The sequence below is a fragment of the Xanthomonas boreopolis genome (assembly GCF_046529185.1).
Taxonomy (GTDB): Bacteria; Pseudomonadota; Gammaproteobacteria; order Xanthomonadales; family Xanthomonadaceae; genus Pseudomonas_S; species Pseudomonas_S boreopolis.
The window spans coordinates 2,942,788-2,968,095 of sequence record NZ_CP097162.1; the positions used below are offsets into that span (position 1 = coordinate 2,942,788).

At 69.3% G+C, this 25,308-nt stretch carries 22 protein-coding genes; 7 read left to right on the forward strand and 15 right to left on the reverse strand.

Going from position 1 to position 25,308, the window contains the following annotated elements; translation table 11 throughout:
* Window positions 1-24: 24 nt before the first annotated feature.
* The 3 genes from M3M27_RS13240 to M3M27_RS13250 form a co-directional block, all read right to left on the reverse strand.
* The gene (locus M3M27_RS13240) at window positions 25-1,284 is read right to left on the reverse strand and encodes a cytochrome b (protein WP_140720086.1); all 1,260 of its coding nucleotides are present in this window, start codon (window positions 1,282-1,284) and stop codon (window positions 25-27) included.
* A 2-nt stretch (window positions 1,285-1,286) separates the two neighbouring features.
* Window positions 1,287-1,916 (reverse strand): ubiquinol-cytochrome c reductase iron-sulfur subunit, encoded by a 630-nt coding sequence (petA, locus tag M3M27_RS13245; protein WP_140720084.1) that lies wholly within the window; start codon window positions 1,914-1,916, stop codon window positions 1,287-1,289.
* Window positions 1,917-2,089: 173 nt separating this feature from the next.
* Entirely contained in the window at window positions 2,090-2,998 is a 909-nt protein-coding gene (locus M3M27_RS13250; RefSeq protein WP_434025920.1) for a lytic transglycosylase domain-containing protein, read from the reverse strand.
* 276 nt (window positions 2,999-3,274) lie between these two features.
* On the opposite strand from M3M27_RS13250, the gene miaB reads away from it, so the two are divergent.
* A complete protein-coding gene (miaB, locus tag M3M27_RS13255; RefSeq protein WP_434025921.1) occupies window positions 3,275-4,723 on the forward strand; it encodes a tRNA (N6-isopentenyl adenosine(37)-C2)-methylthiotransferase MiaB in 1,449 nt (482 codons plus the stop codon).
* Window positions 4,724-4,955: 232 nt separating this feature from the next.
* Here the strand turns inward: miaB and M3M27_RS13260 are convergent, their stop codons facing one another.
* From M3M27_RS13260 to M3M27_RS13275, 4 genes are read right to left on the reverse strand one after another with little or no spacing between them, the layout of a single operon-like run.
* Entirely contained in the window at window positions 4,956-6,044 is a 1,089-nt protein-coding gene (locus M3M27_RS13260; RefSeq protein WP_434025922.1) for an ABC transporter permease, read from the reverse strand.
* A complete protein-coding gene (locus M3M27_RS13265; protein ID WP_140721835.1) occupies window positions 6,041-6,961 on the reverse strand; it encodes an ABC transporter ATP-binding protein in 921 nt (306 codons plus the stop codon). Before M3M27_RS13265 ends, M3M27_RS13260 begins: the two co-directional genes overlap by 4 nt.
* 19 nt (window positions 6,962-6,980) lie before the next feature.
* On the reverse strand, window positions 6,981-7,943 hold the full coding sequence (locus M3M27_RS13270) for an HlyD family secretion protein (protein ID WP_434025923.1): 963 nt from the start codon (window positions 7,941-7,943) through the stop codon (window positions 6,981-6,983).
* Window positions 7,944-7,975: 32 nt separating this feature from the next.
* On the reverse strand, window positions 7,976-8,683 hold the full coding sequence (locus M3M27_RS13275) for a TetR/AcrR family transcriptional regulator (RefSeq protein ID WP_434025924.1): 708 nt from the start codon (window positions 8,681-8,683) through the stop codon (window positions 7,976-7,978).
* A gap of 130 nt (window positions 8,684-8,813) precedes the next feature.
* Between M3M27_RS13275 and M3M27_RS13280 the strand changes: the two genes are divergently transcribed.
* The 6 genes from M3M27_RS13280 (at window position 8,814) to M3M27_RS13305 (ending at window position 14,402) form a co-directional block, all read left to right on the forward strand.
* Entirely contained in the window at window positions 8,814-9,800 is a 987-nt protein-coding gene (locus tag M3M27_RS13280) for a PhoH family protein (RefSeq protein WP_140720072.1), read from the forward strand.
* A complete protein-coding gene (ybeY, locus tag M3M27_RS13285) occupies window positions 9,797-10,282 on the forward strand; it encodes an rRNA maturation RNase YbeY (protein ID WP_140720070.1) in 486 nt (161 codons plus the stop codon). Before M3M27_RS13280 ends, ybeY begins: the two co-directional genes overlap by 4 nt.
* Before the next feature lie 98 nt (window positions 10,283-10,380).
* Window positions 10,381-10,905, forward strand: coding sequence for a hypothetical protein (locus M3M27_RS13290; RefSeq protein WP_434025925.1), 525 nt, complete (start codon window positions 10,381-10,383; stop codon window positions 10,903-10,905).
* A gap of 271 nt (window positions 10,906-11,176) precedes the next feature.
* A complete protein-coding gene (locus M3M27_RS13295; protein ID WP_140720066.1) occupies window positions 11,177-12,058 on the forward strand; it encodes an HlyC/CorC family transporter in 882 nt (293 codons plus the stop codon).
* A gap of 23 nt (window positions 12,059-12,081) precedes the next feature.
* Window positions 12,082-13,260 carry a DUF4105 domain-containing protein gene (locus tag M3M27_RS13300; RefSeq protein ID WP_434028020.1) on the forward strand — a complete coding sequence of 393 codons (1,179 nt, stop codon included), beginning with the start codon at window positions 12,082-12,084 and terminating at the stop codon, window positions 13,258-13,260.
* A gap of 143 nt (window positions 13,261-13,403) precedes the next feature.
* Window positions 13,404-14,402: a magnesium and cobalt transport protein CorA gene (locus M3M27_RS13305; RefSeq protein WP_140721829.1), complete on the forward strand. Its 999-nt coding sequence runs from the start codon at window positions 13,404-13,406 to the stop codon at window positions 14,400-14,402.
* Between the two features lie 375 nt (window positions 14,403-14,777).
* On the opposite strand, the gene M3M27_RS13310 is transcribed toward M3M27_RS13305, so the two are convergent.
* The 8 genes from M3M27_RS13310 to M3M27_RS13345 all read right to left on the reverse strand — a co-directional run bounded on the left by M3M27_RS13310 (window position 14,778) and on the right by M3M27_RS13345 (window position 25,033).
* Window positions 14,778-16,142: an NAD-dependent succinate-semialdehyde dehydrogenase gene (locus M3M27_RS13310; protein WP_434025926.1), complete on the reverse strand. Its 1,365-nt coding sequence runs from the start codon at window positions 16,140-16,142 to the stop codon at window positions 14,778-14,780.
* A gap of 116 nt (window positions 16,143-16,258) precedes the next feature.
* On the reverse strand, window positions 16,259-17,104 hold the full coding sequence (locus M3M27_RS13315) for an ABC transporter permease subunit (protein ID WP_434025927.1): 846 nt from the start codon (window positions 17,102-17,104) through the stop codon (window positions 16,259-16,261).
* Complete coding sequence (locus M3M27_RS13320) at window positions 17,101-18,012, reverse strand: ABC transporter permease subunit (RefSeq protein WP_140720058.1); 912 nt, start codon at window positions 18,010-18,012, stop codon at window positions 17,101-17,103. Before M3M27_RS13320 ends, M3M27_RS13315 begins: the two co-directional genes overlap by 4 nt.
* Window positions 18,009-19,154, reverse strand: a complete 1,146-nt coding sequence (locus M3M27_RS13325; RefSeq protein WP_434025928.1) for an ABC transporter ATP-binding protein — start codon at window positions 19,152-19,154, stop codon at window positions 18,009-18,011. Before M3M27_RS13325 ends, M3M27_RS13320 begins: the two co-directional genes overlap by 4 nt.
* 351 nt (window positions 19,155-19,505) lie before the next feature.
* The gene (locus tag M3M27_RS13330) at window positions 19,506-20,975 is read right to left on the reverse strand and encodes an efflux transporter outer membrane subunit (protein WP_434025929.1); all 1,470 of its coding nucleotides are present in this window, start codon (window positions 20,973-20,975) and stop codon (window positions 19,506-19,508) included.
* Entirely contained in the window at window positions 20,975-22,549 is a 1,575-nt protein-coding gene (locus tag M3M27_RS13335; RefSeq protein ID WP_140720052.1) for an MDR family MFS transporter, read from the reverse strand. The genes M3M27_RS13330 and M3M27_RS13335 overlap by 1 nt, the downstream gene beginning before the upstream one ends.
* Window positions 22,546-23,739 (reverse strand): HlyD family secretion protein, encoded by a 1,194-nt coding sequence (locus tag M3M27_RS13340; protein ID WP_434025930.1) that lies wholly within the window; start codon window positions 23,737-23,739, stop codon window positions 22,546-22,548. The genes M3M27_RS13335 and M3M27_RS13340 overlap by 4 nt, the downstream gene beginning before the upstream one ends.
* Window positions 23,740-23,902: 163 nt before the next feature.
* Window positions 23,903-25,033, reverse strand: coding sequence for a polyamine ABC transporter substrate-binding protein (locus tag M3M27_RS13345; protein WP_140720048.1), 1,131 nt, complete (start codon window positions 25,031-25,033; stop codon window positions 23,903-23,905).
* Between the last annotated feature and the right edge of the window lie 275 nt (window positions 25,034-25,308).

Genomic DNA, 25,308 nt, shown 5'->3' on the forward strand with positions numbered 1-25,308 from the left:
GTGGCCACGCGGGCGAACCATGGCTTAGTCATGCGTCGTCACCCGCTCAGGCACCGGCTTGGTCTTGTCCAGCCTCGTCCACACCGGCATGGTGATGAAGAAGGCGAAGTACAGGAAGGTCAGCACGCGACCGATGTAGGTCTCGTGGATGTCGGTGCCCGGGCCGGAGCCGATCACCCCCAGCCACACGAAGCACACCGCCAGCGTGCCCAGCGCGACCTTGGAGATCCAGCCGCGGTAGCGGATCGACTTGACCTTGGCCTTGTCCAGCCACGGCACCAGGAACAGGATCGCGATGGCCGAGAACATCACCAGCACGCCGCCCAGCTTGTTGGGCACCACCCGCAGCATCGCGTAGTACGGGGTGTAGTACCAGACCGGCTTGATGTGCTCGGGCGTGACCAGGCGGTTGGCCTCGGTGAAGTTGTCGTGCTCCAGGAACAACCCGCCGAAGCCCGGCGCGAAGAAGATGATGAAGGCGGCGATGATCAGCAGGAAACCGACGCCGACCAGGTCCTTGACCGTGTAGTACGGGTGGAACGGGATGCCGTCGGCGGGCTTGTTCGGGTCCCAGCGGTTGCCCTTGGGCCCCTTCTTGATCTCCACGCCGTCCGGGTTGTTGGAGCCGACCTCGTGCAGCGCGCCCAGGTGCAGCACCACCAGCAGCAGCAGCACCAGCGGCAGCGCGATCACGTGCAGGGCGAAGAAGCGGTTGAGGGTGGCGTCGGACGGCAGGTAGTCGCCCATGATCCACTCGGTCAGCCCGTTGCCGATCACCGGGATCGCGCCGAACAGCGAGATGATCACCTTCGCGCCCCAGAACGACATCTGGCCCCAGGGCAGCACGTAGCCCATGAAGGCCTCGGCCATCAGCACCAGGTAGATCAGCATGCCGAGGATCCAGACCAGCTCGCGCGGCTTCTGGTAGCTGCCGTACATCAACCCGCGGAACATGTGCAGGTAGACCACGATGAAGAACAGCGAGGCGCCGGTGGAGTGCATGTAGCGGATCAGCCAGCCCCACTCCACGTCCCGCATGATGTACTCGATCGACGCGAACGCCTCCGCGGCGCTGGTCTTGTAGTGCATCGTCAGGAAGATGCCGGTGACGATCTGGTTGGCCAGCACCAGCAGCGCCAGCGAGCCGAAGTAGTACCAGAAGTTGAAGTTCTTCGGCGCGTAGTACTCGCTGACGTGCTTGCGGTAGACCGGCATCAGGCCGGGCGCGCGCGCGTTGACCCAGTCGAAGACGCCGTTGGCGGTGCGGACAAGGATGTTGGCCATGCTCAGGCAGCCCCCGTGCTGTTGCCGGACGGATCCACGCCGATCACGATCGTGTTGTCGTCCTGGTAATGGTGCGGCGGCACCAGCAGGTTGATCGGCGCCGGCACGCCGTCGAAGACGCGGCCGGACATGTCGAAGCGCGACTTGTGGCAAGGGCAGAAGTAGCCGCCCTTCCACTGCGGGTCGTAGGGCTCGGGCCGGATCTCGGCGACCATCTCGGGCGAGCAGCCCAGGTGCGTGCACAGGCCGACCAGCACCGATATCTCGGGCTTGATCGAGCGGTACTCGACGTTCTTCAGCACGTACTCCGGCTGCTGGTCCTTGTTCTCGGACTTGGGGTCCTTGAGCCGGCCGTCCAGCGACGGCAGCGCATCGAGGATGGCCTTGGACCGCTTGACGATCCAGATCGGCTGGCCGCGCCATTCGAGGATCAGGCGCTGGCCTTCCTGCAGGGCGCTGATGTCGGCGGTCACCGGCGCACCAGCCAGCTTGGCGCGCGCGCTCGGGTTCCACGATTTGACGAAAGGTACCGCTAGAAACCCTGCTCCTACCGCGCCGACCACTGCGGTTGTCGCGGTCAGGAACCGTCGACGTCCCGTGTTGGCGGGCTCGTTAACCCCATCGTTGGCCATCCGGCTCTCCGATCTGTATTAGGTAGCTTGAGGCTGCCAGCGGCCCGCGGGGGGTCGAGCCGCGATGAATCCGGGGCGAGTGTAGCGGAAGGCTTAATGGACAGACAATGCGTCGGCGAAGGAAAGATGCCCCGGCCGGCGGCGACATGCCCGCGAAGCCGGGCCGAGCGGCGCTACTGGACCGAGGCCAGCACGCCGCGGTAGCGCTCGGCCAGCACGCCCACGCGCTGTACGTAGCGCTGGGTCTCGGCGTAGGGCGGCACCCCGCCGTACTTGTCCACCGCGCCCTCGCCCGCGTTGTAGCCGGCCGCGGCCAGGGTCAGGTTGCCGTCGAAGCGCTTGAGCAGCCAGGCCAGGTATTGCACGCCGCCGCGGATGTTCTGGCCGGCATCGTAGGAATCGGCGACGCCGAAGCGCCGCGCCGTGGCCGGCATCAACTGCATCAGCCCCTGCGCGCCTGCCCGGCTCAGCGCCATCGGGTTGTAGGCCGATTCGGCGTGGATGATCGCGCGCACGACCGCCTCCTCCACGCCGAACTCGCGCGCGGCGGCGGCGATCTCGCCCTGGTAGGCCGCGGTGTTGAGGCGGACGGTCCCGAAGTTGACGCCGGGGTTGACCGCGCACGCGTAGCAGGTCTCGATGAAGCTGTAGCGGATCGTGCGCAGCCCTTCGATGCTCGCGGTCTGCGTCGGGCGTGCGCTGGTGTAGTGGCGCACGCCATCCTTCATGTAGGAATAGAGCTGCCCGCTGACGACCCGCTGCGGCAATCCGCCCGGATTCGCCGGGGCCGGCATCGGCGCCACGGACTTGGGCGCGACCGAAGCGGCGACCGGCGGCACCGCCGTCTTCGCCGGCTCGGCGCTCGCCACGGCGGGCCGGGGCTTGGCCGGCGCCGGCCTGGCGGACGCGCGGCGCTCGGGCTTGTAGTTGCCGACCACGCTGCACGAGGCGCCATGGACGCGCTTGCTCACGTAGCTGGGGATCCCGTCGCCACCGATGCACTTGTACAGGGTGCCGGCGCTGGCCGGCGCAGCCGACAGCGTGGCGAACAGCAGCCCCAGCATCCCCGGTATCCCCTTCATGGCGCGAAGTCTCCCAGCTCCGCCGGGCGTTGCCAAGTGCTTGGCGCGAAAAGGGTTTGTTGCCGCCAGAGCGTGCCATGCCCTTTGGAGTGCGGCATCCGCGTGCTTGGGCCGGGGCAAGGCCGACCCGTCTTGCCAAGGACCGCAACGCATTCCCGCGGTGGCACCGGCCGCGGGAATGCGCTTCAAGGGGCATGGCACGTTCTACAATAGCCGGCTCGCCGCGGCCGCCCCTGGTGGCCGCCCCCGCTCCGCCACCCGTCTGGAATAAGCGCCATGCCCGGGACGCCCGCCTCCGAAATCCCCGCCACGGCCGTTGCCGTGGATTCCCCCACGCTCGTGCCCTTGCCCGGCCAGCGCCCGGCCATCCCGGGCGGTGCGCGCGGGAAGCTGTACATCAAGACCCACGGGTGCCAGATGAACGAGTACGACTCGGCCAAGATGGCCGACGTGCTCGCGCAGGCCGAGGGGCTGGAACTGACCGACGACCCGGAGGAGGCCGACGTCGTCCTGGTCAACACCTGTTCGATCCGCGAGAAGGCGCAGGAGAAGGTGTTCAGCCAGCTCGGCCGCTGGAAGGCGCTGAAGGGCAACGGCCGCGACGTGATCATCGGCGTAGGCGGCTGCGTCGCCTCGCAGGAGGGCGAGGCCATCGTCAAGCGCGCGCCGTACGTGGACCTGGTGTTCGGCCCGCAGACCCTGCACCGCCTGCCCGAGCTGATCCGCGCCCGCCGCGAGCAGAACCGGCCGCAGGTGGACATCAGCTTCCCGGAGATCGAGAAGTTCGACCGCCTGCCCGAGCCGCGCGCCGAAGGCCCGAGCGCGTTCGTCTCGATCATGGAAGGGTGCTCGAAGTACTGCTCGTTCTGCGTGGTGCCCTACACCCGCGGCACCGAGGTCAGCCGGCCGTTCGAGGACGTGCTGGTGGAAGTGGCGCAACTGGCGGCGCAGGGCGTGCGCGAGATCAACCTGCTCGGCCAGAACGTCAACGCCTACCGCGGGCCGATGGAAGGCGGCGAAGTCGCCGACCTGGGCCTGCTGATCCGCACCATCGCCCAGATCGAGGGCATCGGCCGCATCCGCTTCACCACCTCGCACCCGCTGGAGTTCTCCGACTCCCTGGTGGACGCCTATCGCGACGTGCCGCAACTGGCCAACTACCTACACCTGCCGGTGCAGGCCGGCAGCGACCGCATCCTCGCCGCGATGAAGCGCGGCTACACCGCGCTGGAGTTCAAGTCGAAGATCCGCAAGCTGCGCGCGGTGCGCCCGGACATCTCGATCAGCTCGGACTTCATCGTCGGCTTTCCGGGCGAGACCGACGCCGATTTCGAGAAGACCATGAAGCTGATCGAGGACGTGGGCTTCGACCAGAGCTTCTCCTTCATCTACTCGCGCCGCCCCGGCACCCCGGCCGCGGACCTCGACGACGATACGCCCGAGGCGGTCAAGCACGCGCGCCTGGAGCGGCTGCAGAAGCACATCAACGAATATGCCGCAGGCATCTCGCAGCGGATGGTCGGCACCGTGCAGACCGTGCTGGTCGAAGGGCCTTCGAAGAAGAACCCGAACGAGCTGACCGGCAAGACCGAGAACATGCGCTCGGTGAACTTCCCCGGCCATCCGCACCTGGTCGGCCAGTTCGTGGACGTGCTGATCACCGAGGCGCTGACCAACTCGCTGCGCGGCCGCGTCCAGCTGGGCGGGGACGCCGACGCGGCCTGAGCCGGCCGGGCCTGGCGGTTTTTTCGCCAGACCTTCGCCGGGCCTTGCGGCACAAGCCGTGCCGCGGGTTACCCACAGGCTTTTCCGCATTCGATCCACATCGGTTGTGGACAGCGCGCCGGCCAGTGGCGATTTTTTCGCCAATCCGGCTCGATCCCTTGCGCCGCGGCCCCCTGCGGCCGTTATCCACAGGTTGCTGCAGCCGGGTTCCACAACGACTGTGGAGAAACCCTCAATCCAGCCGCTTGCGGAAGCGCGAGATCGCCAGCGTCATCATCACCGCGGTGAACACCACCAGCGCCAGCGCGTCCGGCCACAACTCCGACGGCGAGGCGCCGCGCAGCATGGTGCCGCGGATCAGCCGGATGAAGTGGGTCAGCGGCAGCGCCTCGGCCAGCCACTGCGCCAGCCTGGGCATGCCGTCGAAGGGGAACATGAAGCCCGACAGCAGGATCGAGGGCAGGAACAGGAAGAACGTCATCTGCATCGACTGGAACTGAGACTGCGCGCGCGTGGAGATCAGCAGCCCCAGGCTGAGGTTCGCCACGATCAGCAGCATCGATGCCGCGTAGACCGCGGGCAGCCCGCCGCGCACCGGCACGTCGAACAGCAAGCCGCCCAGCACCAGGATCACCGTGGCCTGGATCAGCCCCACCGCGATGTAGGGCAGCACCTTGCCGACCATCAGCTCGGCGCTGGACACCGGCGTGGCGATCAGCATCTCCAGGTTGCCGCGCTCGCGCTCGCGCACGATCGCCATCGCCGTGAACATCACCAGGGTCATGGTCAGGATCACCCCGATCAGGCCCGGCACCACGTTGATCGCCGACACCCGCTGCGGGTTGTACAGCGGCAGCACGCTGATGCGCGCCTGCGATTGCGCGCTGGACATGCGCCCGTCCAGCGGCATCTGAGCCAGCTGGCGCGCGGCGGCCTGCACCGAGGTATCGGCGCCGTCGACGATCACCTGCATCACCTCGCGGCCTTCGCCCAGCCGGCGCTCGAAATCCGTTGGCACCACGATGCCGACCTCGATCGTGCCGGCCCGGATCAGCGACTGGATCTCGGCCGGGGTGCGCGCGGCGGCGACCGGCTCGACCACCCCGGTCGCCAGCATGTCGCGCACCAGCGCGCGCGAGGCCGCCGTGTCGGCCAGGTCGGCCACCGCCGCCGGCAGGTTGCGCACGTCCAGGTTGATCGCATAGCCGAACAGCAGCAGTTGCAGCGTCGGGATCCCGATCATCATCGCCAGGGTCATGCGGTCGCGCATCATCTGCCGCACCTCCTTGACCATGACCGCGTAGATCTGCGCGATCTTCATGCGCCCTCCTCCTCGCGGCCGCGGGTCGCGGCGACGAACACGTCTTCCAGGCTGGGCTCGATGCGGGCCACCTGCGCCTCCAGGCCGCGTTCGCGCAATGCCGCGGCGAGCGCGTCCGGGTCGCCCCGTCCCGGCGCGCACAACACGCGCAGCTCGTTGCCGATCTGCGCCACCGAGAGCACGCCGTCCACGGCGTGCAGGATCTTCTGCGCCTGCCGCAGCGCCGGGCTGCGTACGCCCAGCGTGCGCCCCTCCAGGCGCCCGGTCAGCTCGGCCGGCGTGCCGTCGGCCACCAGGCGCCCGCGCTCGAGGATGGCGATGCGATGGCAGCGCTCGGCCTCGTCCATGTAGTGGGTGGATACCAGCAGCGTGGTGCCGCCGTCGGCCAGCTCGAACAGCTTTTCCCAGAAGCCGCGCCGCGATTCCGGATCGACCGCGCTGGTCGGCTCGTCGAGCAGCAGCAGCTGCGGCTCGTGCACCACAGCGCCGGCGAGCGCCAGGCGCTGCTTCTGGCCGCCGCTCATCGTGCCGGCGAGCTGCTTCTGCAAGGCCTCCAGGTCGTAGGCGTGCAGCAGCTCCTCCACGCGCGCGTTGCGGCGCGCGCGCGGCAGGCCCTGCACCGTGGCGAGGAACTGCAGGTTCTCGCGCACGGTGAGGTCCTCGTACAGCGAAAAGCGCTGGGTCATGTAGCCGATGCGCCGGCGCAGCGCCTCGGCCTGCTCGGGGATCGGCAGGCCCAGCACCTCCACGTCGCCGTCGCTGGGCGTGAGCAGCCCGCACAGCATGCGGATGGTGGTGGACTTGCCGGAGCCGTTCGGCCCGAGGAAGCCGTAGACCTGCGCGCGCGGCACGCTCAGGTCGACGTGGTCGACGGCGGTGAAATCGCCGAAGCGCTTGGTCAGCCCGTGCGCGCGGATCGCGATGCCGCCGCCGGCGTCATTCATGGGCGTCGTCCGCCAGCCGCGCCCGCACCGGCACGCCCACCGGCAGGTCCTTCGCGCTCGCCGGCAGCTGCACCTCGGCCAGGTAGGTCAGGCGTTCGGCATCGCCGCCGGAGAGCGCGTAATAGGGAGTGAACATCGGCTCGCTGCGGATCGCACGGATCCGTCCTCGGTACACCTGGCCGCTGCCGTCCACGCTGACCTGCAACGCCTGGCCGATGGCCACGCGCCCGCGCAGGGTGGCCGGCACGTAGAGGCGCGCGTACGGCGCATCGCCGACCAGCATCACCGCCAGCGAAGCGCCGACCGGCGCCTGGTCGCCCAGCTTGTACGGCAGGCTGTCCACGCGGCCGGCGCGCGGGGCCACGATGTCCAGTTTCTCCAGGTTGACCGCCTGCACCGCGGCGTCGGCCTGCGCGGCACGCAAGGCCGCCTCGCCCTGCGCGATGTCCTCGGCCCGGTTGCCGCGCTCCAGCTCCAGCAGGGCCTGTTCGGCCGCGCGCACCTGCGCCTGCGCATCGCCGGCGGCGGCGCGCGCGCGATCGACGTCGGCGGCCGCGACCAGTTGCTGCCGGCCCAGCGGCTGCAGGCGCGCGTAGTAGGCGGTGGCATCGCGGGCCTGCGCCCGCGCCGAGGCCAGCTGCGCGCGGGCCTGCGCGATCTGCTCCGTGCGCGGGCCGGCCACCAGTTCCTGCAGCGCCTGCTCGCGTTGGCGGGCCTGCTCCTGCAGGCCCTGCAGCTGCGAACGGGTACGCACCAGCTCCAACTGCATCAACCGCGTGCCGGCCGCGACCTGCTGGCCCTCGCGCACGTCCATCGCCACGATGCGTTCCGCCGCCGGCGCGGGCAGCGTGATCCGGTCCCACTCCAGCGTACCCAACAGCGGATCGGGCTCGCGCCGGCAACCGCCGGCCAGCGCCAGGACGGCGCACGAAAGGATGAGGAGCAGCTTGCGCATCGCGTTCTCCGTCGTTTCCGAATACCGGCCGCTCAGCGCGGCCCGCTCCACGCCCCGTGCCACAGCAGCGCCAGCGCATGCCCGGCCACCGCGTCCATGCCCAGTTCCTCCGCCCCCAGCAGGCGCCGCCAGATCGGCGCGCCCGCAGCGGGAAACATCGTCAATCCGACCAGCGAGGTCATCAGCAGGCGCGGGTCCAGGCCGGGATTGAGCTCGCCGCGCGCCTGCGCGTCGGCGAAACGCGCCGCCATCATCCGGGCGACCTGCGGGCCGACCTCGTCGGTCAGCAGGCCGCGCAGCGCGCCGCCCTCGCACAACACCTCGCGTACCCACAGCTGCGGCCACCAGGGGTTCTGCTCGACCACGGCCACCACGCCCTCGACGAAGGCGCGCACCGTCGCGGGCAGGTCGTCGCCGGCGGCGACCAGGCGCGAGACCAGCCCGGCGGCGACCGGCCGCAGCCGCGTCTCCACCACGCTGCGCAGCAGTTGCTCCTTGTCGCCGAAGTAGTAGTTCACCAGCGCGGGGGTGACGCCGGCACGCTGGGCGACGTCGCGCATCCGCGTGCCGGCGATGCCCTGCTCGGCGAAGCACGCCAGCGCCGCGTCGAGCAGGCCGGCCTGGTGGTCCTTGCCGTCGGCCACCGCCGGCCGCCCCGGCGGGCGGGGCCGTGCGGCGCGCTTGCGGGTGCCGGCCGCGCGCTTGCCGGCGGCGTCTCGAGGTGGCTTGGGATCAACCATAGCGATATTTAAATCCACATTTAATTAAGGCCGGGTGAATTCCGCGGCGCTGGGGTTTGCCGCGCCGACGCGCTAACCTTGGTTCCCTGCCCGGCCGCGCCTCGCGGCACGGCGCCGCTCCGAACGCCTCATGACCACACCCGCGCAACGCGACTTCACCCTCGATCCCGTCGATACCGAGCGCCTGTCCAACCTGGCCGGACCGTTCGACGAACACCTGCGCCAGATCGAGCTCAAGCTCGGCGTGGAGATCGCCAATCGCGGCAACGTGTTCCGCGTCACCGGCCCGGAAGCGGCGGCCGCCGCGGCCGAGAAGCTGCTGCGCGCGCTCTACGACGAGGCCGCCGGCACCACGTTCGACAGCCATGCGATCCACCTGCGCCTCAACGAGGCCAACGTCGAGCACGTGGCCCGGCGCGAGTACGCGCCGCAGGAAGTGGCCATCAAGGTCAAGCGCGGCACCATCCGCGGGCGCGGCGCCAACCAGGCCAGGTACCTGCACCTGATCGCCACGCACGACATCAACTTCGGCATCGGCCCGGCCGGCACCGGCAAGACCTTCCTGGCGGTCGCCAGCGCGGTCGAGGCGCTGAACGAGTCGCGCGTGCAGCGGCTGGTCCTGGTGCGCCCGGCGGTGGAGGCCGGCGAGAAGCTCGGCTTCCTGCCCGGCGACCTGAGCCAGAAGGTCGACCCGTACCTGCGCCCGCTCTACGACGCGCTGTACGAGATGCTCGGCGTCGAGAAGGTGGTGAAGCTGCTGGAGAAGAACGTCATCGAGATCGCGCCGCTGGCCTACATGCGCGGGCGCACGCTCAACGACGCCTACGTGATCCTGGACGAGGCGCAGAACACCACCATCGAGCAGATGAAGATGTTCCTGACGCGCCTGGGCTTCGGCTCGACCGCGGTGATCACCGGCGACCTCACCCAGATCGACCTGCCCAAGCACGTCAAGTCCGGCCTGCGCGACGCGATCGACGTGCTGCGCGACGTGGAAGGCGTCAGCTTCACCTTCTTCGAGTCGCGCGACGTGGTGCGCCATCCGCTGGTCGCGCGCATCGTCAGCGCCTACGACAGGCGCGACCTCCAGGACGCGCAGACGGGAGCCTCGCCATGACCCGCGGACCGGTACGCCTCGACGTCGCCGTCAGCTACGCCCTGCCCCGCGCCGGGTTGCCGTCGGCGGTGAGCTTCCGCAAGTGGGTCGCGGCCGCGCTGAAGGGCCGCATCCGCGAGGCCGACCTGGCGATCCGCCTGGTCGATGCCAAGGAAGGCCGCTCGCTCAATCACCACTACCGCGGCAAGGACTACGCCACCAACGTACTGAGCTTCCCGGCGGAAGTCCCCGAAGGCCTGCCCAAGGGCGTGAAGTTCCCATTGCTCGGCGACCTGGTGATCTGCGCCCCGGTGGTGGAACGCGAGGCCCGCGAGCAGGGCAAGCTACTGAGCGCGCACTATGCCCACCTGACCGTCCACGGCACGCTGCACCTGCTCGGCTGGGACCACGAGGACGACAGGGAAGCCGAGGCGATGGAACAGCTCGAACGCGAGATCCTGGCCGAACTCGGCGTCGCCGATCCCTACGCGGGCGAGCGTTGAGCCCGGGACGCACGGCACCGGCGCCTGGACGCAGCGCCCATCGGGACCGAAGCACCTCTACGACGCCCTCCGCCCGCCATGTTCCGGAGACAGCCTTCTTGACCCGCCCCCTGCTCGCCGCCCTTGGCCTTGCCTTCGCCGCCGGCACGTGCGCGGCCGCCGAACCGGCCACCGCGCCCGACCTGTCGGCCTTGATCGAGTGCCGCCAGGACATCGCGGCGTATGCGCACGGCATCGTGCCGGTGCTGAACGACCCCGCCGCGGCCGAAGCCCTCGGCTGGCAGGCGCTGCCGCGCAGCAATCCGTTCATGAGCGAATTCCGGCTGCCGGCGCCGGTCGCCGCGTTCGGCGCGTCCAGCGACCACCTCGTGGTCTCGGGCGGCACGATCATGCTGCTGCTCGACGGCCCCGATCCCCGCACGCTCGCCAAGCGCCTGCAGTTGGAAACCGGCGTGGACACGCCGGAGAAATTCATGGCCGGCCGCGAGGTCGCCAGCCGCGACGTGGTCACCCCGGGCACCGGCGAGAAGATGGTCGAATCGGTGATCCTGAGCGTGTCGGACGTGCGCAGCCACCCGGGCAAGACCCTGGCCGGCTGCACCTACGACCTGGACAAGCCTTGAGGACCGGGATCGGGGAAGGGCTCTTGGCTCCGTTCCCGGTCAAGACAGCCTGTGCCCTGTGGGAGCGGCTTCAGCCGCGATGAGCTTTCATACAGATCCCCCTGCAAAAGCCCGCACATCCATGTGCGGGGGTTCAACTGGGAACGCCTCATCACGGCTGAAGCCGCTCCCACAGGGGGCGTCGCTTCTGCCCCTCGGGTCCCGGGCCCCGGCTCCACCCTGCTAGACTTGGACCCAACGCCCGGCTCGCCGGGTGCCGTTTCCCCGAATGATGTCCGAAGACGACAGTAGTCACAGTTCGCCCGAACCCCAGGAAAGACGCCGCAGTTGGCTCGAACGCCTCAGCGCGGCCTTCTCGGGCGAACCGCATACCCGCGACGAACTGGTCGCCCTGCTTCGCACGGCCCACGGCGACGGCCTGATCGCCGCCGATACGCTGCGCATGATGGAAGGCGCGATCTCGGTCTCCGAGCTCACCGTCGCCGACGTGATGGTGCCGCGCTCGCAGATGGTCTCGCTGCCGGTCGAGTCGCGCTTCCTCGACCTGATGAAGCAGGTGGTCGAATCCGGCCATTCCCGCTTCCCCGTGCATGGCGAGAACAAGGACGAGGTGCTCGGCATCCTGCTCGCCAAGGACCTGCTGCGCGGCGTGGTCGCCGACAACGGTCCCGGCAACGTGCGCGAGCTGCTGCGCCCGGCGGTGCTGATCCCGGAGTCCAAGAAGCTCAACGTCCTGCTCAAGGAATTCCGGCTGTCGCGCAACCACATGGCGATCGTGGTGGACGAGTACGGCGGCGTGGCCGGCCTGGTCACCATCGAGGACGTGCTGGAACAGATCGTCGGCGAGATCGACGACGAGCACGACGAGGCCGAGGACGAGAGCTCGCTGATCGCCGTGCAGTCCGACGGGCAGTACGTGGTCGACGCGCTGACGCCGATCGAGGATTTCAACGAGCGCTTCGGCGCCGACTTCCCCGACGACGACTACGACACGGTGGGCGGCCTGGTGACCGACGCGATCGGCCACCTGCCCGAGACTGGCGAGGAACTGACGCTGGGCCGGTTCGCGTTCCGCGTCGCCAAGGCCGACGCGCGCCGCGTGCATGCGCTGCACGTCACCGTGCTGCCGCCCGAACTGCAGGACGAGGCTTGATCCGCGCGCTTCCCATCGCCGCGCTGCGGCTGCTGGCGTTGCTGGCCTGCCTGCTGCCGGCCTGGGCGTTCGCCCAGGCCGCGCCGCGGATCGGCGTGGCGACGATGCAGCCCGGCGAGGTGTTCTTCGAACGCTTCGGCCACGACGCGATCGTGGTGGCCGATCCCGCCACCGGACGGGCCATCTCGTACAACTTCGGCTATTTCGACCCGAGCGAGCCCGACTTCGTCGGCCGCTTCATCGAAGGCGAGATGATGTACTACCTCGTCGCGCTGCCGCTGGAAGAAGACCTGCAGCAGTACCGCGACAGCGGGCGCGGGGTCAGCATCCAGTGGCTGGACCTGCCCCCGCGGCAGGCGACCGCGCTGGCCGACGCTTTGGCGGTGCGCAGCCGCCCGGAGAACGCGCGCTACCGCTACGACTACTTCACCGCCAACTGCGCCACGATGGTCCGCGACAGCCTGGACCAGGCGATGGGAGGCGCATTGAAGGCGCAGCTCGCCGGCCGCTCGCGCGGCAATACCTATCGCAGCGAAGCGGTGCGGCTGGCCTCGCCGGCGCCGTGGATGTGGCTCGGCTTCGACCTGGGGCTGGGGCCCTACGCCGACAAACCGCTGTCGCGCTGGCAGGAAGCGTTCGTCCCGATGCGGCTCGCCGAAAGCCTCGCCGAGGCGCGCAACAGCGAAGGCCGCCCACTGGTGCAGTCCACCCAGGAACTGCTGCCGCACCGGATCGCGTCGGAACCGCCGGACCAGGCGCGGTCGCGCTGGCCGTGGCTGCTTGCCGGCCTGGTCGTCGCCGCCGGCGTGCTGGCCCTCGCGCGGCGCCCGCGCCTGCTGGCCGGCCTGGCGATTCCGTTCTGGCTGGCCTGCGCGATCGGCGGCGGGCTGTTGATCTACCTGTGGGGCTTCACCGCGCACCAGGCCGCCTGGGGCAACCGCAACCTGCTCCTGCTCAATCCGCTGTGCCTGCTGCTGGTCGCCGGCGCCTTCGGATCGCTGCGGCGGCACGTGCCCGGCCGGTGGTTTGGCATCGTCGCCTGGCTGGTGGTCGCCGCGGGCGTGCTCGCGCTGGTCATCGACTGGCTGTCGTTCCAGCCGCAGTTCAACCTGCAGTGGATCATGCTGCTGTTGCCGATCCATGCCGCGCTGGCCATGGCGCTGGGGCGCGCCCGCAAGACGGTCCCGCCCGCGGCGGGCTAGCGTCCACGGATTCCGCTTCGGCGGGATCGCGGCTTCCCGGAGCGCGGATCACGCTCACGCTCCCCGTCGTAGCGCCCGCTGCGCGCGAACGGCGCGGCTTGCCCCTGCCCGCGCGCTGGCGCACGATGCGCGCCATGACCGAAATGCACCCGACCCCTTCCGACAATCCCGCGTGCGTCATCACCTGCGCGTTCTACGATGGCCACGGCAAGCGCCACGACATCGGCCTCGACCGGATCAGCGAAGAACTCGAGAAGGACGACGAGGGCTTCGTCTGGGTGGGCCTGTACGAACCCGCCGAGGACGTGCTGCGGCTGCTGCAGAGCGAGTTCGGGCTGCACGACCTGGCGATCGAGGACGCGCTCAAGGCGCACCAGCGCCCCAAGGTCGAGGGCTATGGCAACTCGCTGTTCGTGGTGGTCAAGACCGCGCAACTGGTGGACGAGCGGATCCGTTACGGCGAGACCCATGCCTTCCTCGGCAAGCGCTTCCTGCTGACGGTGCGCCATGGCGCTTCGCTCTCCTATGCGCCGGTGCGGGCGCAGATGGAGCGCGAGCCGTCGATGCTGTCGCTCGGCCCGGCCTTCAGCCTGTACGCCATCCTGGACTTCGTGGTCGACAACTACCTTCCGATCATGGACGAGTTCCGGGACACCCTGGAACTGCTGGAGAAGGACATCTTCTCGGAGAGCTACAAGCGCCGCACCGTGGTGCGGCTGTACGAGCTCAAGCGCGAGCTCAACAAGATGCGGCTGGTGGTGGCGCCGCTGCAGGACGTGCTCTCGCACCTCAAGCGCAACCCCGGTCCCTTGATCCCCGACAGCGTCGTCGTCTACCTGCGCGACGTGCTGGACCACGCGGCGCGCATCAACGACGCGATCGACACGTTGCGCGAGATGCTGGGTACCGCACTGAGCGTGAACCTCTCGCTGGTCACGCTGGCCCAGGGCGAGACGGTCAAGCGCCTCGGCGCCTGGGCGGCGCTGCTGGCGGCGCCGACCCTGATCACCAGCTGGTACGGCATGAACTTCGAGCACATGCCGGAACTCGGCGGACGCTGGTCCTACCCGATCCTCGTGGGCGGCGTGGCGCTGTCGTGCCTGGTGCTGTATCGCCTGTTCAAGCGGGCGAAGTGGCTGTAGGGGCGCCGGGATTCGGGATTCGGGATTCGGGATTCGGGATTCGGGATTCGGGATTCGGGATTCGGGATTCGGGATTCGGGATTCGGGATTCGGGATTCGGGATTCGGGATTCGGGATTCGGGATTCGGGATTCGGGATTCGGGATTCGGGATTCGGGATTCGGGATTCGGGATTCGGGATTCGGGAGAAGCATCTTTGCCTGACTTTGGCTGTCAAGCGATTTGATGCTCTCTCTGCCGTTTTTTGGCTTCTTTGTGGGAGTGGCCTCGGCATGCCGAGGCCGTTCAGTCCCGACGGAGGGCCGACAAAGCCCGTCGGGACTGGAGTCCCTCCCACAGCACCACGCGATACGGAGCAGGCTTTTCCGGGCCCCGCTCAAGCCACGTAGATCGTCTTGACGTTCATGAACTCGTGGATGCCATGCTCGGCCAGTTCGCGGCCGAAGCCGGAACGCTTGGTGCCGCCGAACGGCATCCGCACGTCGCTCTTCACGATGGCGTTGACGAACGCGGCGCCGCATTGCAGCTGGCGCGCCACAGCCTCGCCGCGCCCGGCGTCGCCGGTCCAGACGCTGCCGCCGAGGCCGAAGGTGGTGTCGTTGGCGACACGCACGGCTTCGGCCTCGTCCTTGACGCGGAGGATCGCCGCGACCGGGCCGAACAGCTCCTCCTCGTAGGCCGGCATGCCCGGGCCGACCCGGTCCAGGATCGTGGCCGGATAACCGGCATGCGAGCCCGGGATCGGCTCGCCGCCCAGCAACAGCTCGGCGCCCTTGGCGATGCTGGCCCGTACCTGCTTGTGCAGCTCGTCGCGCAGGTCGGCGCGCGCCATCGGCGCCAGCGTCGTGGCCTCGTCGGCGGGATCGCCGTAGCTGCGCTTGCCCGCGGCTTCGACGAACTTCGCCACGAACGCGTCGGCGATCGCCTCGACCACGATGAAACGCTTGGCGGCGATGCAGGTCTGGCCGGCATTGTCGAAACGCGACTTCACCGCGGCCTCGACCGTCCTGTCGAGGTCCGCGTCGTCGAGCACGACGAAGGCGTCGCTGCCGCCGAGCTCCATCACCGATTTCTTCAGCTGCTCGCCCGCGTTGGACGCGATCGCGCGCCCGGCACGCTCGCTGCCGGTCAGCGTCACCGCGGCGACGCGGGGATCGCGCAACACCGCCGCGGCCTGCTCGTTGTCGATGTGCAGCACGTCGAACACGCCTTCCGGCACGCCCGCGGCCTCCAGCACCTCGGCGATCGCGTCGGCGCAACGCGGCACGTTCGTCGCGTGCTTGAGCAGGGATACGTTGCCCGCCATCAGCGACGGCGCGAGGAAACGGAACACCTGCCAGATCGGGAAGTTCCACGGCATCACCGCGAACACGCAGCCGATCGGCTCGTAGTGGACGTAGCTGCGCTGTGCCTCGGTGCGGATCTCCTTGGGCGCCAGGTATTCCGCGGCGTGCTCGGCGTAGTACGCGCAAGCCTGCGCGCACTTGTCGATCTCGGCCAGCGCCTCCTTGCGCAGCTTGCCCATTTCCGCCGTCATGATCCGCTGGATGTCGTCGCGGCGCCGGGCCAGTTCCTCGCCGGCCTTGCGCAGCAGCGCGCCGCGCTCGTCCAGCGGCCGCGCCGCCCAGGCCGGGAACGCCCTGGCCGCGGCGGCCAGGCGCCGCTCGATCGCCGCCTGGTCCATCGCCTGGACGGTGTGCTCGGGTCGGCCCGTGTACGGATTGACGGTCTGGTAGCTCATCGTGCGGCTCCGGAAAACGAATGCGCATATGCTAGCCCCGCGCAGGTCGTCATCGCGTCAGCGACATCATTGCGGGGGCGGCCCCGGCCGCGGCGGGCCGTAGCCGCCCCGCGAACTCAACCGTTCTCCTGCAGCGCCAGCTGGATGTCCTGCTGCCGGCGCTTCTCGTTGCGCGCCATGATCCACCAGCCGATCGCCGCGGCCACCGACACCGCCAGCACCAGGATCGTCGCCAACGCGTTGATCTTCGGGCTCAGGCCCATGCGTACCGAGGAGAACACCTTCATCGGCAAGGTGGTCGAACTCGGGCCGGCGACGAAGCTGGCGATCACCACGTCGTCCAGCGACAGCGTGAACGCCAGCAGCCACCCGGACACCAGCGCCGGGGCGATGATCGGCAGCGTGATCAGGAAGAACACCTTGAGCCGGTTCGCGCCCAGGTCCATCGCCGCCTCTTCCAGCGAGCGGTCCAGCTCCTGCAGGCGCGAGGACACCACCACGGTGACGAACGACAGGGTGAAGGTGACGTGCGCGATCCAGATCGCGGTGACGCCCTTCGGCGCGATGCCGATCGCGCCGCCGACCGAGACCAGCATCAGCAGGATCGACAGGCCGATGATCACCTCCGGCATCACCAGCGGCGCGGAGATCAGCGCGCCGAACAGCGTCTTGCCGGGGAAGCGCCGCAGCCGGGTCATCGCCATCGCCGCCATCGTGCCGATCACCATCGAGGCGGTGGCGGTCCAGAACGCGACCTTGAGGCTGATCCAGGCCGCGTCCAGCATCTGCCGGTCGCGCAGCAGTTCGCCGTACCACTTGGTCGAGAAGCCCGACCAGACCGTGGCCAGGCGCGACTCGTTGAACGAGTAGACGATCAGCAACAGGATCGGCAGGTACAGGAAGCCGAACCCCAGGCCCAGCACCAGCCAGGTCGCCAGGCGGCCGCCGCGCGTCGCGCTCATGTCAGCCGCCCTTCCAGCTCGCGCTGCTGGTAACGGTTGAAGATCAGGATCGGGATCATCAGCAAGCCCAGCATCACGATCGCCACCGCCGAGGCCACCGGCCAGTTGCGGTTGTTGAAGAACTCGCCCCACAACACGCGCCCGATCATCAGCGTGTCCGGCCCGCCCAGCATCTCCGGGATCACGAACTCGCCCACCGCCGGGATCATCACCAGCATGCAGCCGGCGATGATGCCGTTGCGCGACAGCGGCAGGGTGATGGTGAGGAACGCCTTCCACGGCCGCGCGCCGAGGTCGTAGGCGGCCTCGAGCAGGCGGTGGTCGAGCTTGACAAGGTTGGCGTACAGCGGCAGCACCATGAACGGCAGGTAGCAGTAGACGATGCCGATGTACGCGGCGACCGGCGTGTACAGGATGTGCAGCGGCGAGTCGATCAGGCCCAGCCCGGTCAGCAGCCGGTTGAGCACGCCGTTGCTGTCGAGGATGCCGATCCAGGCGTACACGCGGATCAGGAACGAGGTCCAAGAAGGCAGCACCACCAGCATCATCGCGACGTTGCGCGCCGCCGGCGGCATCCGCGCGATCACGTAGGCGATCGGATAGCCGGCCAGCAGCGCCAGCAGCGTGGAGATCGCGGCGATCTTGATGGAACTCAGGTAGGCCAGCAGGTACTGGTTGTCGGCCAGCAAGGAGAGATAGTTGCCGAGGTTGAGGCGGACCGTGAGCGCCTCGTCCACGTACTCCAGCAGCGGCGTGTACGGCGGCATCGCGATCGCCAGCCGGCTGAAGGAGATCTTCAGCACGATCAGGAACGGGATCGCGAAGAACACGAGCAGCCACAGGTACGGCGGCGCGATCACCGCCCAGCGGCCGCCCGGCAGCCAGCGTTTGAGCGCGCGCGGGTTCATGAGGTCAGCACCACGCCGTCGTTGTCGTCCCAGGACACCCAGACCTCGTCGCCCCAGGTCATCCCCTCGCTCTCCCAGCGCTTCTGGTTGGCGAAGTTGGATTGCAGCTTGAGGCCGCTGGGCAGGCGCACGTGGAAGATCGAGTGGCTGCCGAAATAGGCGATGTCCTCGATGGTCCCGCGCGCCTTGTTGTACTGCTGCTCCGGCTCGGCCTGGGTGATCCACACCTTCTCCGGGCGCACCGCGAAGGCCACCTCCTGGCCTTCCACGCCGGTGATGCCGTGGCTGATGTAGATCGGCACCGGGAACTGCGGGCAGAGCAGCGTCACGTGGTCGGGCTGGTCCTCGTCGATCCGGCCCTCGATCAGGTTCACCGAACCGATGAACTCGGCGGCGAAGCGGCTGTTCGGCGACTCGTAGATGTCCGCCGGCGTGCCGACCTGCTGGATCCAGCCCTGGTCCATCAGCGCGATGCGGGTGGCCATCGTCATCGCCTCCTCCTGGTCGTGGGTGACCATCACGCAGGTGACGCCGGTCTTCTCGATGATGTTGACCAGCTCCAGCTGCATCTGGTTGCGCAGCTTCTTGTCGAGCGCGCCCATCGGCTCGTCCAGCAGCAGCAGCTTCGGCCCCTTGGCCAGCGAGCGCGCCAGCGCCACGCGCTGCTGCTGCCCGCCGGAGAGCTGGTGCGGCTTGCGCTTGGCGAGCCTGCCCAGCTGCACCAGCTCGAGCATCTCGCCCACACGCGTGCGGATCGCGTCCTTGCCCAGCCCGTCCTGCTTGAGGCCGAAGGCGATGTTCTGCTCGACCGTCATGTGCGGGAACAGCGCGTAGGACTGGAACATCATGTTGATCGGCCGCTCGTACGGCGGCAGGTCGTTCATCGGCTGGCTGTCGAGGACGATGCGGCCGCGGGTCGGCGTCTCGAAACCGGCCAGGCAGCGCAGCAGCGTGGACTTGCCGCTGCCCGAACCGCCGAGCAGCGCGAAGATCTCGCCCTTGCGCACGTTCAGGCTGATGTCGTCGAGCGCGACGAAACCGTCGAACTCCTTGCGCACGCCGCTGATCGAGAGGTAGTCGTCCGGGCGCTCGGACGCCGCGGAGGAAGACGGATTCTGCGGCCTGGCCTCGGTCGACGCCATCGAACACTCCTGATCGGTGAAGGATCGCGGGCGCCGCGCCTGCCCCCGCCGCCCGTGACGAGCAGTGTAGCGGGGCCACGGTGGCGGGAAAACGCTCGAAGTCCCCTCCGCTAGAGGCGGCAAGGCACGGCCCGCGCGCCGGCGGCGCGCGTGCCTCGGAGCGCCCACGCCGCCGGCGTGGACCGGGACGCGGACGGGGCGAGGCGGGGGCGAAGCCCCGGGACGGTGTTCAACTACTTTCTTGCGGGAGGGACTTCGGTCCCGACGCTTGGCCGATGCTGCCGCCGGGACCGAAGTCCCTCCCACAAGAACACTGCCCGGCCCGAACAGAGCCGAGCAAGGAAGTACGGCCTACCTGGCCGCCGCCTGCTCCGGCGCCTGCCAGCCCAGCCCCAGGCTCTTCTGCAGGCCGATGTAGTCCACCAGCAGCTTCATCTGCGCCTGGGTCCGGCTGTCGCGCGCGGACAGCTGCTGGCGCTGCACGTCCAGCGCGTCGATCAACGACGTGGCGCCGGCCCGGTAGCGCTGCTGCACCAGGTCGGACGAACGCGTCGCCGCGTCCGCCGCATCGCCGGCCATCGCCAGTGCCCGGCGCGAGGCGCCGAAGCGCGCCAGCGCGTTGTTGGCGTCCTGCAGGGCCGCGAGCACCTTGGCCTCGTAGCTGGCCGCATAGGCCTGGTTGCCCGCCCTCGCCTGCGCCACCTGCGAGCGCGTCTTGCCGAAATCGAACACCGACCAGCGCAGGATCGGCGCGACCACCGTGCCGACCGCGTCGGAGCCGAGATCGCCCGGCGAGGTCGCGCCCATGCCGATCCCGCCGAGCAGCGTCACCTGCGGGAAGTAGCCCGACAGCGCCTGGCCGATCTTGGCCGACGACGCGGCCAGCTGGCGCTCGGCCCTGCGCACGTCCGGGCGCCTGCGGATCAGCGAGGCCGCATCGTCCACCGGCACCACCGCCGGCAGCTGCGGCAGCGGCCGCGGCTCGGCCAGTGCGGCATCGAGGGCGCCGGGCACGCGTCCGGTCATCAGCGCCAGCTGGTCGAGCGATTCCTGCAGGGTCGCCTGCAGGTCCGGGATCGACGCCTCCTGCTGGCGCAGCTGCGCCAGCGCGCGTTCCACGTCGGTCTGCGGCGCGGCGCCGCGTTCGCGGCGCTGCCGGGTCAGCTCCAGCATCTTCGCCGCCTTGTCGCGGCTGTCGCGGGCGATCGCCAGCCGCTCCTGGGTACCGCGGTAGTTGGCGTAGGCACGGCCCACCTCGGCGGCGAGCTGGACTTGCGCGTCCGCCAGCTGGGCCTCGTCGGCCTCGGCCTGCGCCTGCGCCTCCTGCTGCGCGCGGCGGCGGCGCCCGAACAGGTCCAGCTCCCAGCTCGCGTCGAAGGCCGCGGTGTAGAGCTCGACGTTGTCCAGGTCGGTTCCCTGCAACTGCGGGGTGCTGCGCGCCGCATCGACGATCGCGTCGGGCATGCGCGCGTGCACGTAGCCCGCGGTGGCGCCGACGCTCGGCATCCGCTCTGCCCGGCGCTGCCGCACCAGCGCGCGCGAGGCGCTGACGTTGGCCTCGGCCGCGCGCAGGTCGGGACTGTGGGCCAGCGCCTGCTCGACCAGCCAGGTGAGCTGCGCATCGTCGAGCGCCTCCCACCAGCGCTGCGGCGGCGGCGCATCGGCGACGACGGCCGGATCGGCGCGCGGCAGGCGCGCCTGCGCCAGGGCGTCGCCGGCCACGTCGGGCTTGACGTAGTCCGGGCCCAGCATGCACGCCGACAACAGCAGCGGCAGCGCGGCCGGCAGCAACAACGGACGGAACGGGGAACGGGTGGTCATCAGTGCATCACCATGGGCCCGCCGCCCTTGGGCAGCGGCTTGAGCATGAAGATCAACGGGAACGTGCAAACCACGATCACGCCGAAGATCCAGAACAGGTCGTTGTAGGTCATCACCAGCGCTTGCTGCTGCACCAGCTGCGCGATCCGGGCGAACGCCTGCAGTTGCGCGTCGCCGCTGCCCGCCTGCAGCTGGGCGCCGATGCCGTGCAGGTAGTCCTGCGCCAGCGGCGAGTTGGCCGTGGTCGAGCTGCCGATCATCTCGGTGTGGAAGGTCAGCCGGCGCTCCTGGAAGGTGGAGATCAACGCCAGGCCGATCGAACCGCCGAGGTTGCGCGCGGCGTTGAACAGGCCCGAAGCGTCGCCGGTGAGGTTCTGCGGCACCGAGGTGATCGCGGCCTGGTTGAGCGCCATCATCGCGAACGCCAGGCCCACGCCCTGCAGCAACTGGCCGATCACGAAGTGGATGCCGACGCTGTCGGCGGTCAGTCCCAGGTTGACGAAGCAGGCGCCGGCGAACGCGGCCATGCCGATGCCCACCATCAGGCGCACGTCCACGTTGGCCAGCATCCAGGGCATCAACGGCATCAGCAGCACGGTCGGCACGCCGCCGAGCAACAGCACGTAGCCGGCCTGCTCGGTGTTGTAGCCGGAGATCACCGCCAGGAACTGCGGGATCATGTACATCACGCCGAACAGGATCATGCCCACCGCCGTCACCATCACGAACACCGAGGCGAAGGCGCGGTTGCGCAGGATCGACAGCCGGATCACCGGCTCGCGGTTGATGAACTGCGCCAGCAGCAGCGCGCCGAAGCCGAGCAGCGACAGCAGCGAGAGCATCAGGATCAGCTCCGACTCGAACCAGCGCTCGCGCTGCCCCTCCTCCAGCACCACCGTCAACGCGCCCAGGCCCGCGGTCATGCCGAAGATGCCGAGCCAGTCGGCGCGCAGCAATCCGCCCCAGTCGGCCTTCTCGTGCTTCAGGCCCAGCAGCAACAGCGCCACCAGGCCCGCGCAGATCGGCACGTTGATGAAGAACGCGTAGTGCCAGCTGACGTTCTCGGCCAGCCAGCCGCCCAGCAGCGGCCCGATCACCGGCCCCAGGATCACGGTCATGCCGAACAGCGCGGTGCCCTGGGTCTGCTGCTCCGGCGGCAGGCGCGTGCCGACGATGGTCAGCGCGGTCGGGATCAGCGCGCCGCCGGCGAATCCCTGCCCCACGCGCCCCAGGATCATCATCGGCAGCGTCGTGGACAGCCCGCACATCACCGAGAACGCGGTGAACATGATCGCGCAGATCAGCAGGAAGTTGCGCAGCCCGAGCGTGCGCACGAACCAGCCGGTCAGCGGGATCATCACGATCTCCGAGACCAGGTAGGCGGTGGAGATCCAGGTGCCCTCGGTGCCGCTGGCGCCGACCTCGCCCTGGATGGTCGGCAACGCGGCATTGACGATGGAGATGTCCAGCGTCGCCATGAACGAACCGATGGTGCCGGCGGCCACGGCCAGCCAGGCGCTGGCGTCCGCCTTGCGCGGGCGGCCGGCGGCCGCCGCGGCGGCATGCGCGCTCACTGCGCCGCCCCGCCCTTCGCGCCCTCGCGCCCGGCCTCGTCCTCGGCCCGCGCCTTGCCGTCCTTGGCCGAGCGGGTATCGACGGTCACCACCACCGACATGCCCGGCACCAGCACCTTGCGCGCCTCGGCGCCGGCATCGACGCGGATGCGCACCGGCACTCGCTGCACGACCTTGGTGAAGTTGCCGGTGGCGTTCTCCGGCGGCAGCAGCGCGAACTGCGAGCCGGTACCGGGCGAAATGCTGTCGACCGTGCCGTGCAGCTTCACGCCGGACAGGGCGTCGACCTCGATCTCCGCCGGCTGCCCCGGCCGCATGAGGCCCATCTGGGTTTCCTTGAAGTTGGCCTCGAGGTAGAGGTCCTCCACCGGCATCACCGTCATCGTGCGGGTACCGGCGGCGACGAACTGGCCGACCTGCACGGTCTTGTTGCCGATGCGCCCGTCGATGCGCGCGGTCAGCCGCGTGTCCTCGAAGGCCAGGCGCGCGGCGTCGGCATCGGCGCGGGCCTGCGCCAGGCCCGCGCGGGCCTGGGCGAGCTGCGCCTTGGACGCTTCCAGCTGGCTGCCGGCGCCTTCGAGCTGGGCCCGGGCGGCGTCGTATTGCGCCTGCGCGCGTTCAAGGTCGTGCTGCAGGCTTTCCAGGTGTTCGTGGGTGTCGGCGCCGCTGGCGGCGAGCGGGGTGAACCGCGCGACCTCCGCCTTGGCCAGGCGCAGGCTGGCCGCCGCCGCGGTGACCTGGGTGCGCGCCTGCAGCAGTTGCGCGGATTGTCCCTGCACGCCGGCCTCGGCGGCGGCGATGTCGGCCTCGCGCACCGCCACCACCGCCTCGGCCTGCTCCAGCTGCGCGCGGTAGGTACGCCCGTCGATCTCGAGCAGCGGCTCGCCGGCCTTCACCCATTGGTTGTCCTTGACGAACACCTGGGTGACGTAGCCGTTGACCCGCGGCGCCACCGCGACCGCATCGGCCTTCAGGTAGGCGTTGTTGGTTTCCTGCAGGTAGCGCCCGACCAGCAGCCAGTGCACGAACCAGGCGACCAGCCCGGCCAGCACCACCAGGCCGACGACGAGAAGCGTCCACTTGACTTTGGGGTTGGCGAGCGGCGAAGGCTTGCCGTCCTTGTCCTGGCGGTCATCGGACCCGTTGGAAGGGGAATGCCCGCGTGCCTGATCGTCGTCTGCAGTGCTCAAAGCCAGGTTCCTTGAAAGCCGTTGCGGTCTCGCCGTCCTGACGAACAGACGGCCACGTATGGTCGGGACGGCTACCTTACTATTATTTGTACCGCCGGGTACAGATTGAGAAGGGACGGCCGCGCCGGGCCGCGGCCGCCCGTTCATCTCCTCCGGCCGGAGGTCAATGCCCCGTCTTGAGCTCGGTCCACAGCCGGGTGTACTGGCGATCCACTTCCGGCGGCATGATCTTCAGGCCGAACAGCTTGGCCATGGTCTCCGGCGGCGGGTAGATGGTCTTGTCGTCGCGGATCGCGGCCTCGATCAGGGGCGTGGCGGCCGGCACCGGGTTGGGATAGCTGACGAAGTTGGTATTGGCGGCCGCCACTTCCGGCGTCAGCAGGTAGTTGATGAACGCATAGGCGTTCTCCGGGTGCTTGGCGTCCTTGGGGATCGCCAGCATGTCGAAGAACTGCAAGGCGCCTTCCTTCGGGATCGAATAACCGATGCGGACCCCGTTGCCGGCCTCCTCGGCGCGGTCGCGCGCCTGCAGGATGTCGCCCGACCAGCCCACCACCAGGCAGGTGGTGCCCTTGGCCAGCGCGTCGATGTACTGGCTGGAGTGGAAGTTCTGGATGTAGGGGCGGATTTCCTTGAGCTTGGCCGCGGCCTTGGCGATCACCGCCGGATCGGTGCTGTTGGGATCCTCGCCCAGGTAGTGCAAGGTGGTCGGCACGATCTCCGAAGCGGTGTCGAGGATGGTGACGCCGCAGTCCTTGAGCTTGGCGATGTTCTCCGGCTTGAACACCAGGTCCCAGCTGTTCACCACGTCGGTGCTGCCGAAGGCCGCCTTGACCTTGTCGATGTTGTAGCCGATGCCGGTGGTGCCCCACAGGTACGGCACCGCGTACCGGTTGCCCGGATCCTGCTGCGCGATGCGCTTCATCATCTCCGGATCGAGGTTGTTCCAGTTGGGGATCTTGCTGCGGTCCAGCGGCTGGAACACGCCGGCCTGGATCTGCCGCCCCAGGAAGCTCAGCGAGGGCACCACCACGTCGTAGCCGCTGCCGCCGGCCAGCAGCTTGGCCTCAAGGACCTCGTTGCTGTCGAACACGTCGTAGGCGACCTTGACGCCGCTGGCCTTCTCGAAGTTCGGGACCGTGTCGGTCGCGATGTAGTCCGACCAGTTGTAGACGTTCAATACCTTCGCTTCGGGCGACGCCGGGGCATCCGCGTCGCCCGCGCTCTCGCCGCTTCCCCCGCAACCGGCCAGACACACCGCGGCCAGCGCCATCCACATCGCATGTTGCTTCATCGTGGTCTCCATGGGCCGCCCGCAGGCGGCGGTAGGCAGGCGCCGTTGCGGACGCCCGGTGTTGCCCTCCCCCTTGCCGCGCGAACGCCGCTCTCACCGGCGGCGCCCGTACACCTTGAACCTTGCGATGAAGCCCCCTGTCCGCCGCGGCGACAGAACCCAGCTTGCGCCATGGCGCGGGGGCCATGCGGGAGGGACTCCGGTCCCGGCGGGCTCTGCCAGCAAAGCGCCGGGACCGGAGCCCCTCCCACGATCACTCATGAATGCAAACAGCC

Excerpts from the sequence above, each read along its gene's own strand:
- M3M27_RS13240 (WP_140720086.1), bottom strand. The coding sequence starts at position 1,284 with ATGGCCAACATCCTTGTCCGCACCGCCAACGGCGTCTTCGACTGGGTC.
- petA (WP_140720084.1), bottom strand. The coding sequence starts at position 1,916 with ATGGCCAACGATGGGGTTAACGAGCCCGCCAACACGGGACGTCGACGG.
- M3M27_RS13250 (WP_434025920.1), bottom strand. The coding sequence starts at position 2,998 with ATGAAGGGGATACCGGGGATGCTGGGGCTGCTGTTCGCCACGCTGTCG.
- miaB (WP_434025921.1), top strand. The coding sequence starts at position 3,275 with ATGCCCGGGACGCCCGCCTCCGAAATCCCCGCCACGGCCGTTGCCGTG.
- M3M27_RS13260 (WP_434025922.1), bottom strand. The coding sequence starts at position 6,044 with ATGAAGATCGCGCAGATCTACGCGGTCATGGTCAAGGAGGTGCGGCAG.
- M3M27_RS13270 (WP_434025923.1), bottom strand. The coding sequence starts at position 7,943 with ATGCGCAAGCTGCTCCTCATCCTTTCGTGCGCCGTCCTGGCGCTGGCC.
- M3M27_RS13275 (WP_434025924.1), bottom strand. The coding sequence starts at position 8,683 with ATGGTTGATCCCAAGCCACCTCGAGACGCCGCCGGCAAGCGCGCGGCC.
- M3M27_RS13280 (WP_140720072.1), top strand. The coding sequence starts at position 8,814 with ATGACCACACCCGCGCAACGCGACTTCACCCTCGATCCCGTCGATACC.
- ybeY (WP_140720070.1), top strand. The coding sequence starts at position 9,797 with ATGACCCGCGGACCGGTACGCCTCGACGTCGCCGTCAGCTACGCCCTG.
- M3M27_RS13295 (WP_140720066.1), top strand. The coding sequence starts at position 11,177 with ATGTCCGAAGACGACAGTAGTCACAGTTCGCCCGAACCCCAGGAAAGA.
- M3M27_RS13305 (WP_140721829.1), top strand. The coding sequence starts at position 13,404 with ATGCACCCGACCCCTTCCGACAATCCCGCGTGCGTCATCACCTGCGCG.
- M3M27_RS13310 (WP_434025926.1), bottom strand. The coding sequence starts at position 16,142 with ATGAGCTACCAGACCGTCAATCCGTACACGGGCCGACCCGAGCACACC.
- M3M27_RS13315 (WP_434025927.1), bottom strand. The coding sequence starts at position 17,104 with ATGAGCGCGACGCGCGGCGGCCGCCTGGCGACCTGGCTGGTGCTGGGC.
- M3M27_RS13320 (WP_140720058.1), bottom strand. The coding sequence starts at position 18,012 with ATGAACCCGCGCGCGCTCAAACGCTGGCTGCCGGGCGGCCGCTGGGCG.
- M3M27_RS13325 (WP_434025928.1), bottom strand. The coding sequence starts at position 19,154 with ATGGCGTCGACCGAGGCCAGGCCGCAGAATCCGTCTTCCTCCGCGGCG.
- M3M27_RS13330 (WP_434025929.1), bottom strand. The coding sequence starts at position 20,975 with ATGACCACCCGTTCCCCGTTCCGTCCGTTGTTGCTGCCGGCCGCGCTG.
- M3M27_RS13345 (WP_140720048.1), bottom strand. The coding sequence starts at position 25,033 with ATGAAGCAACATGCGATGTGGATGGCGCTGGCCGCGGTGTGTCTGGCC.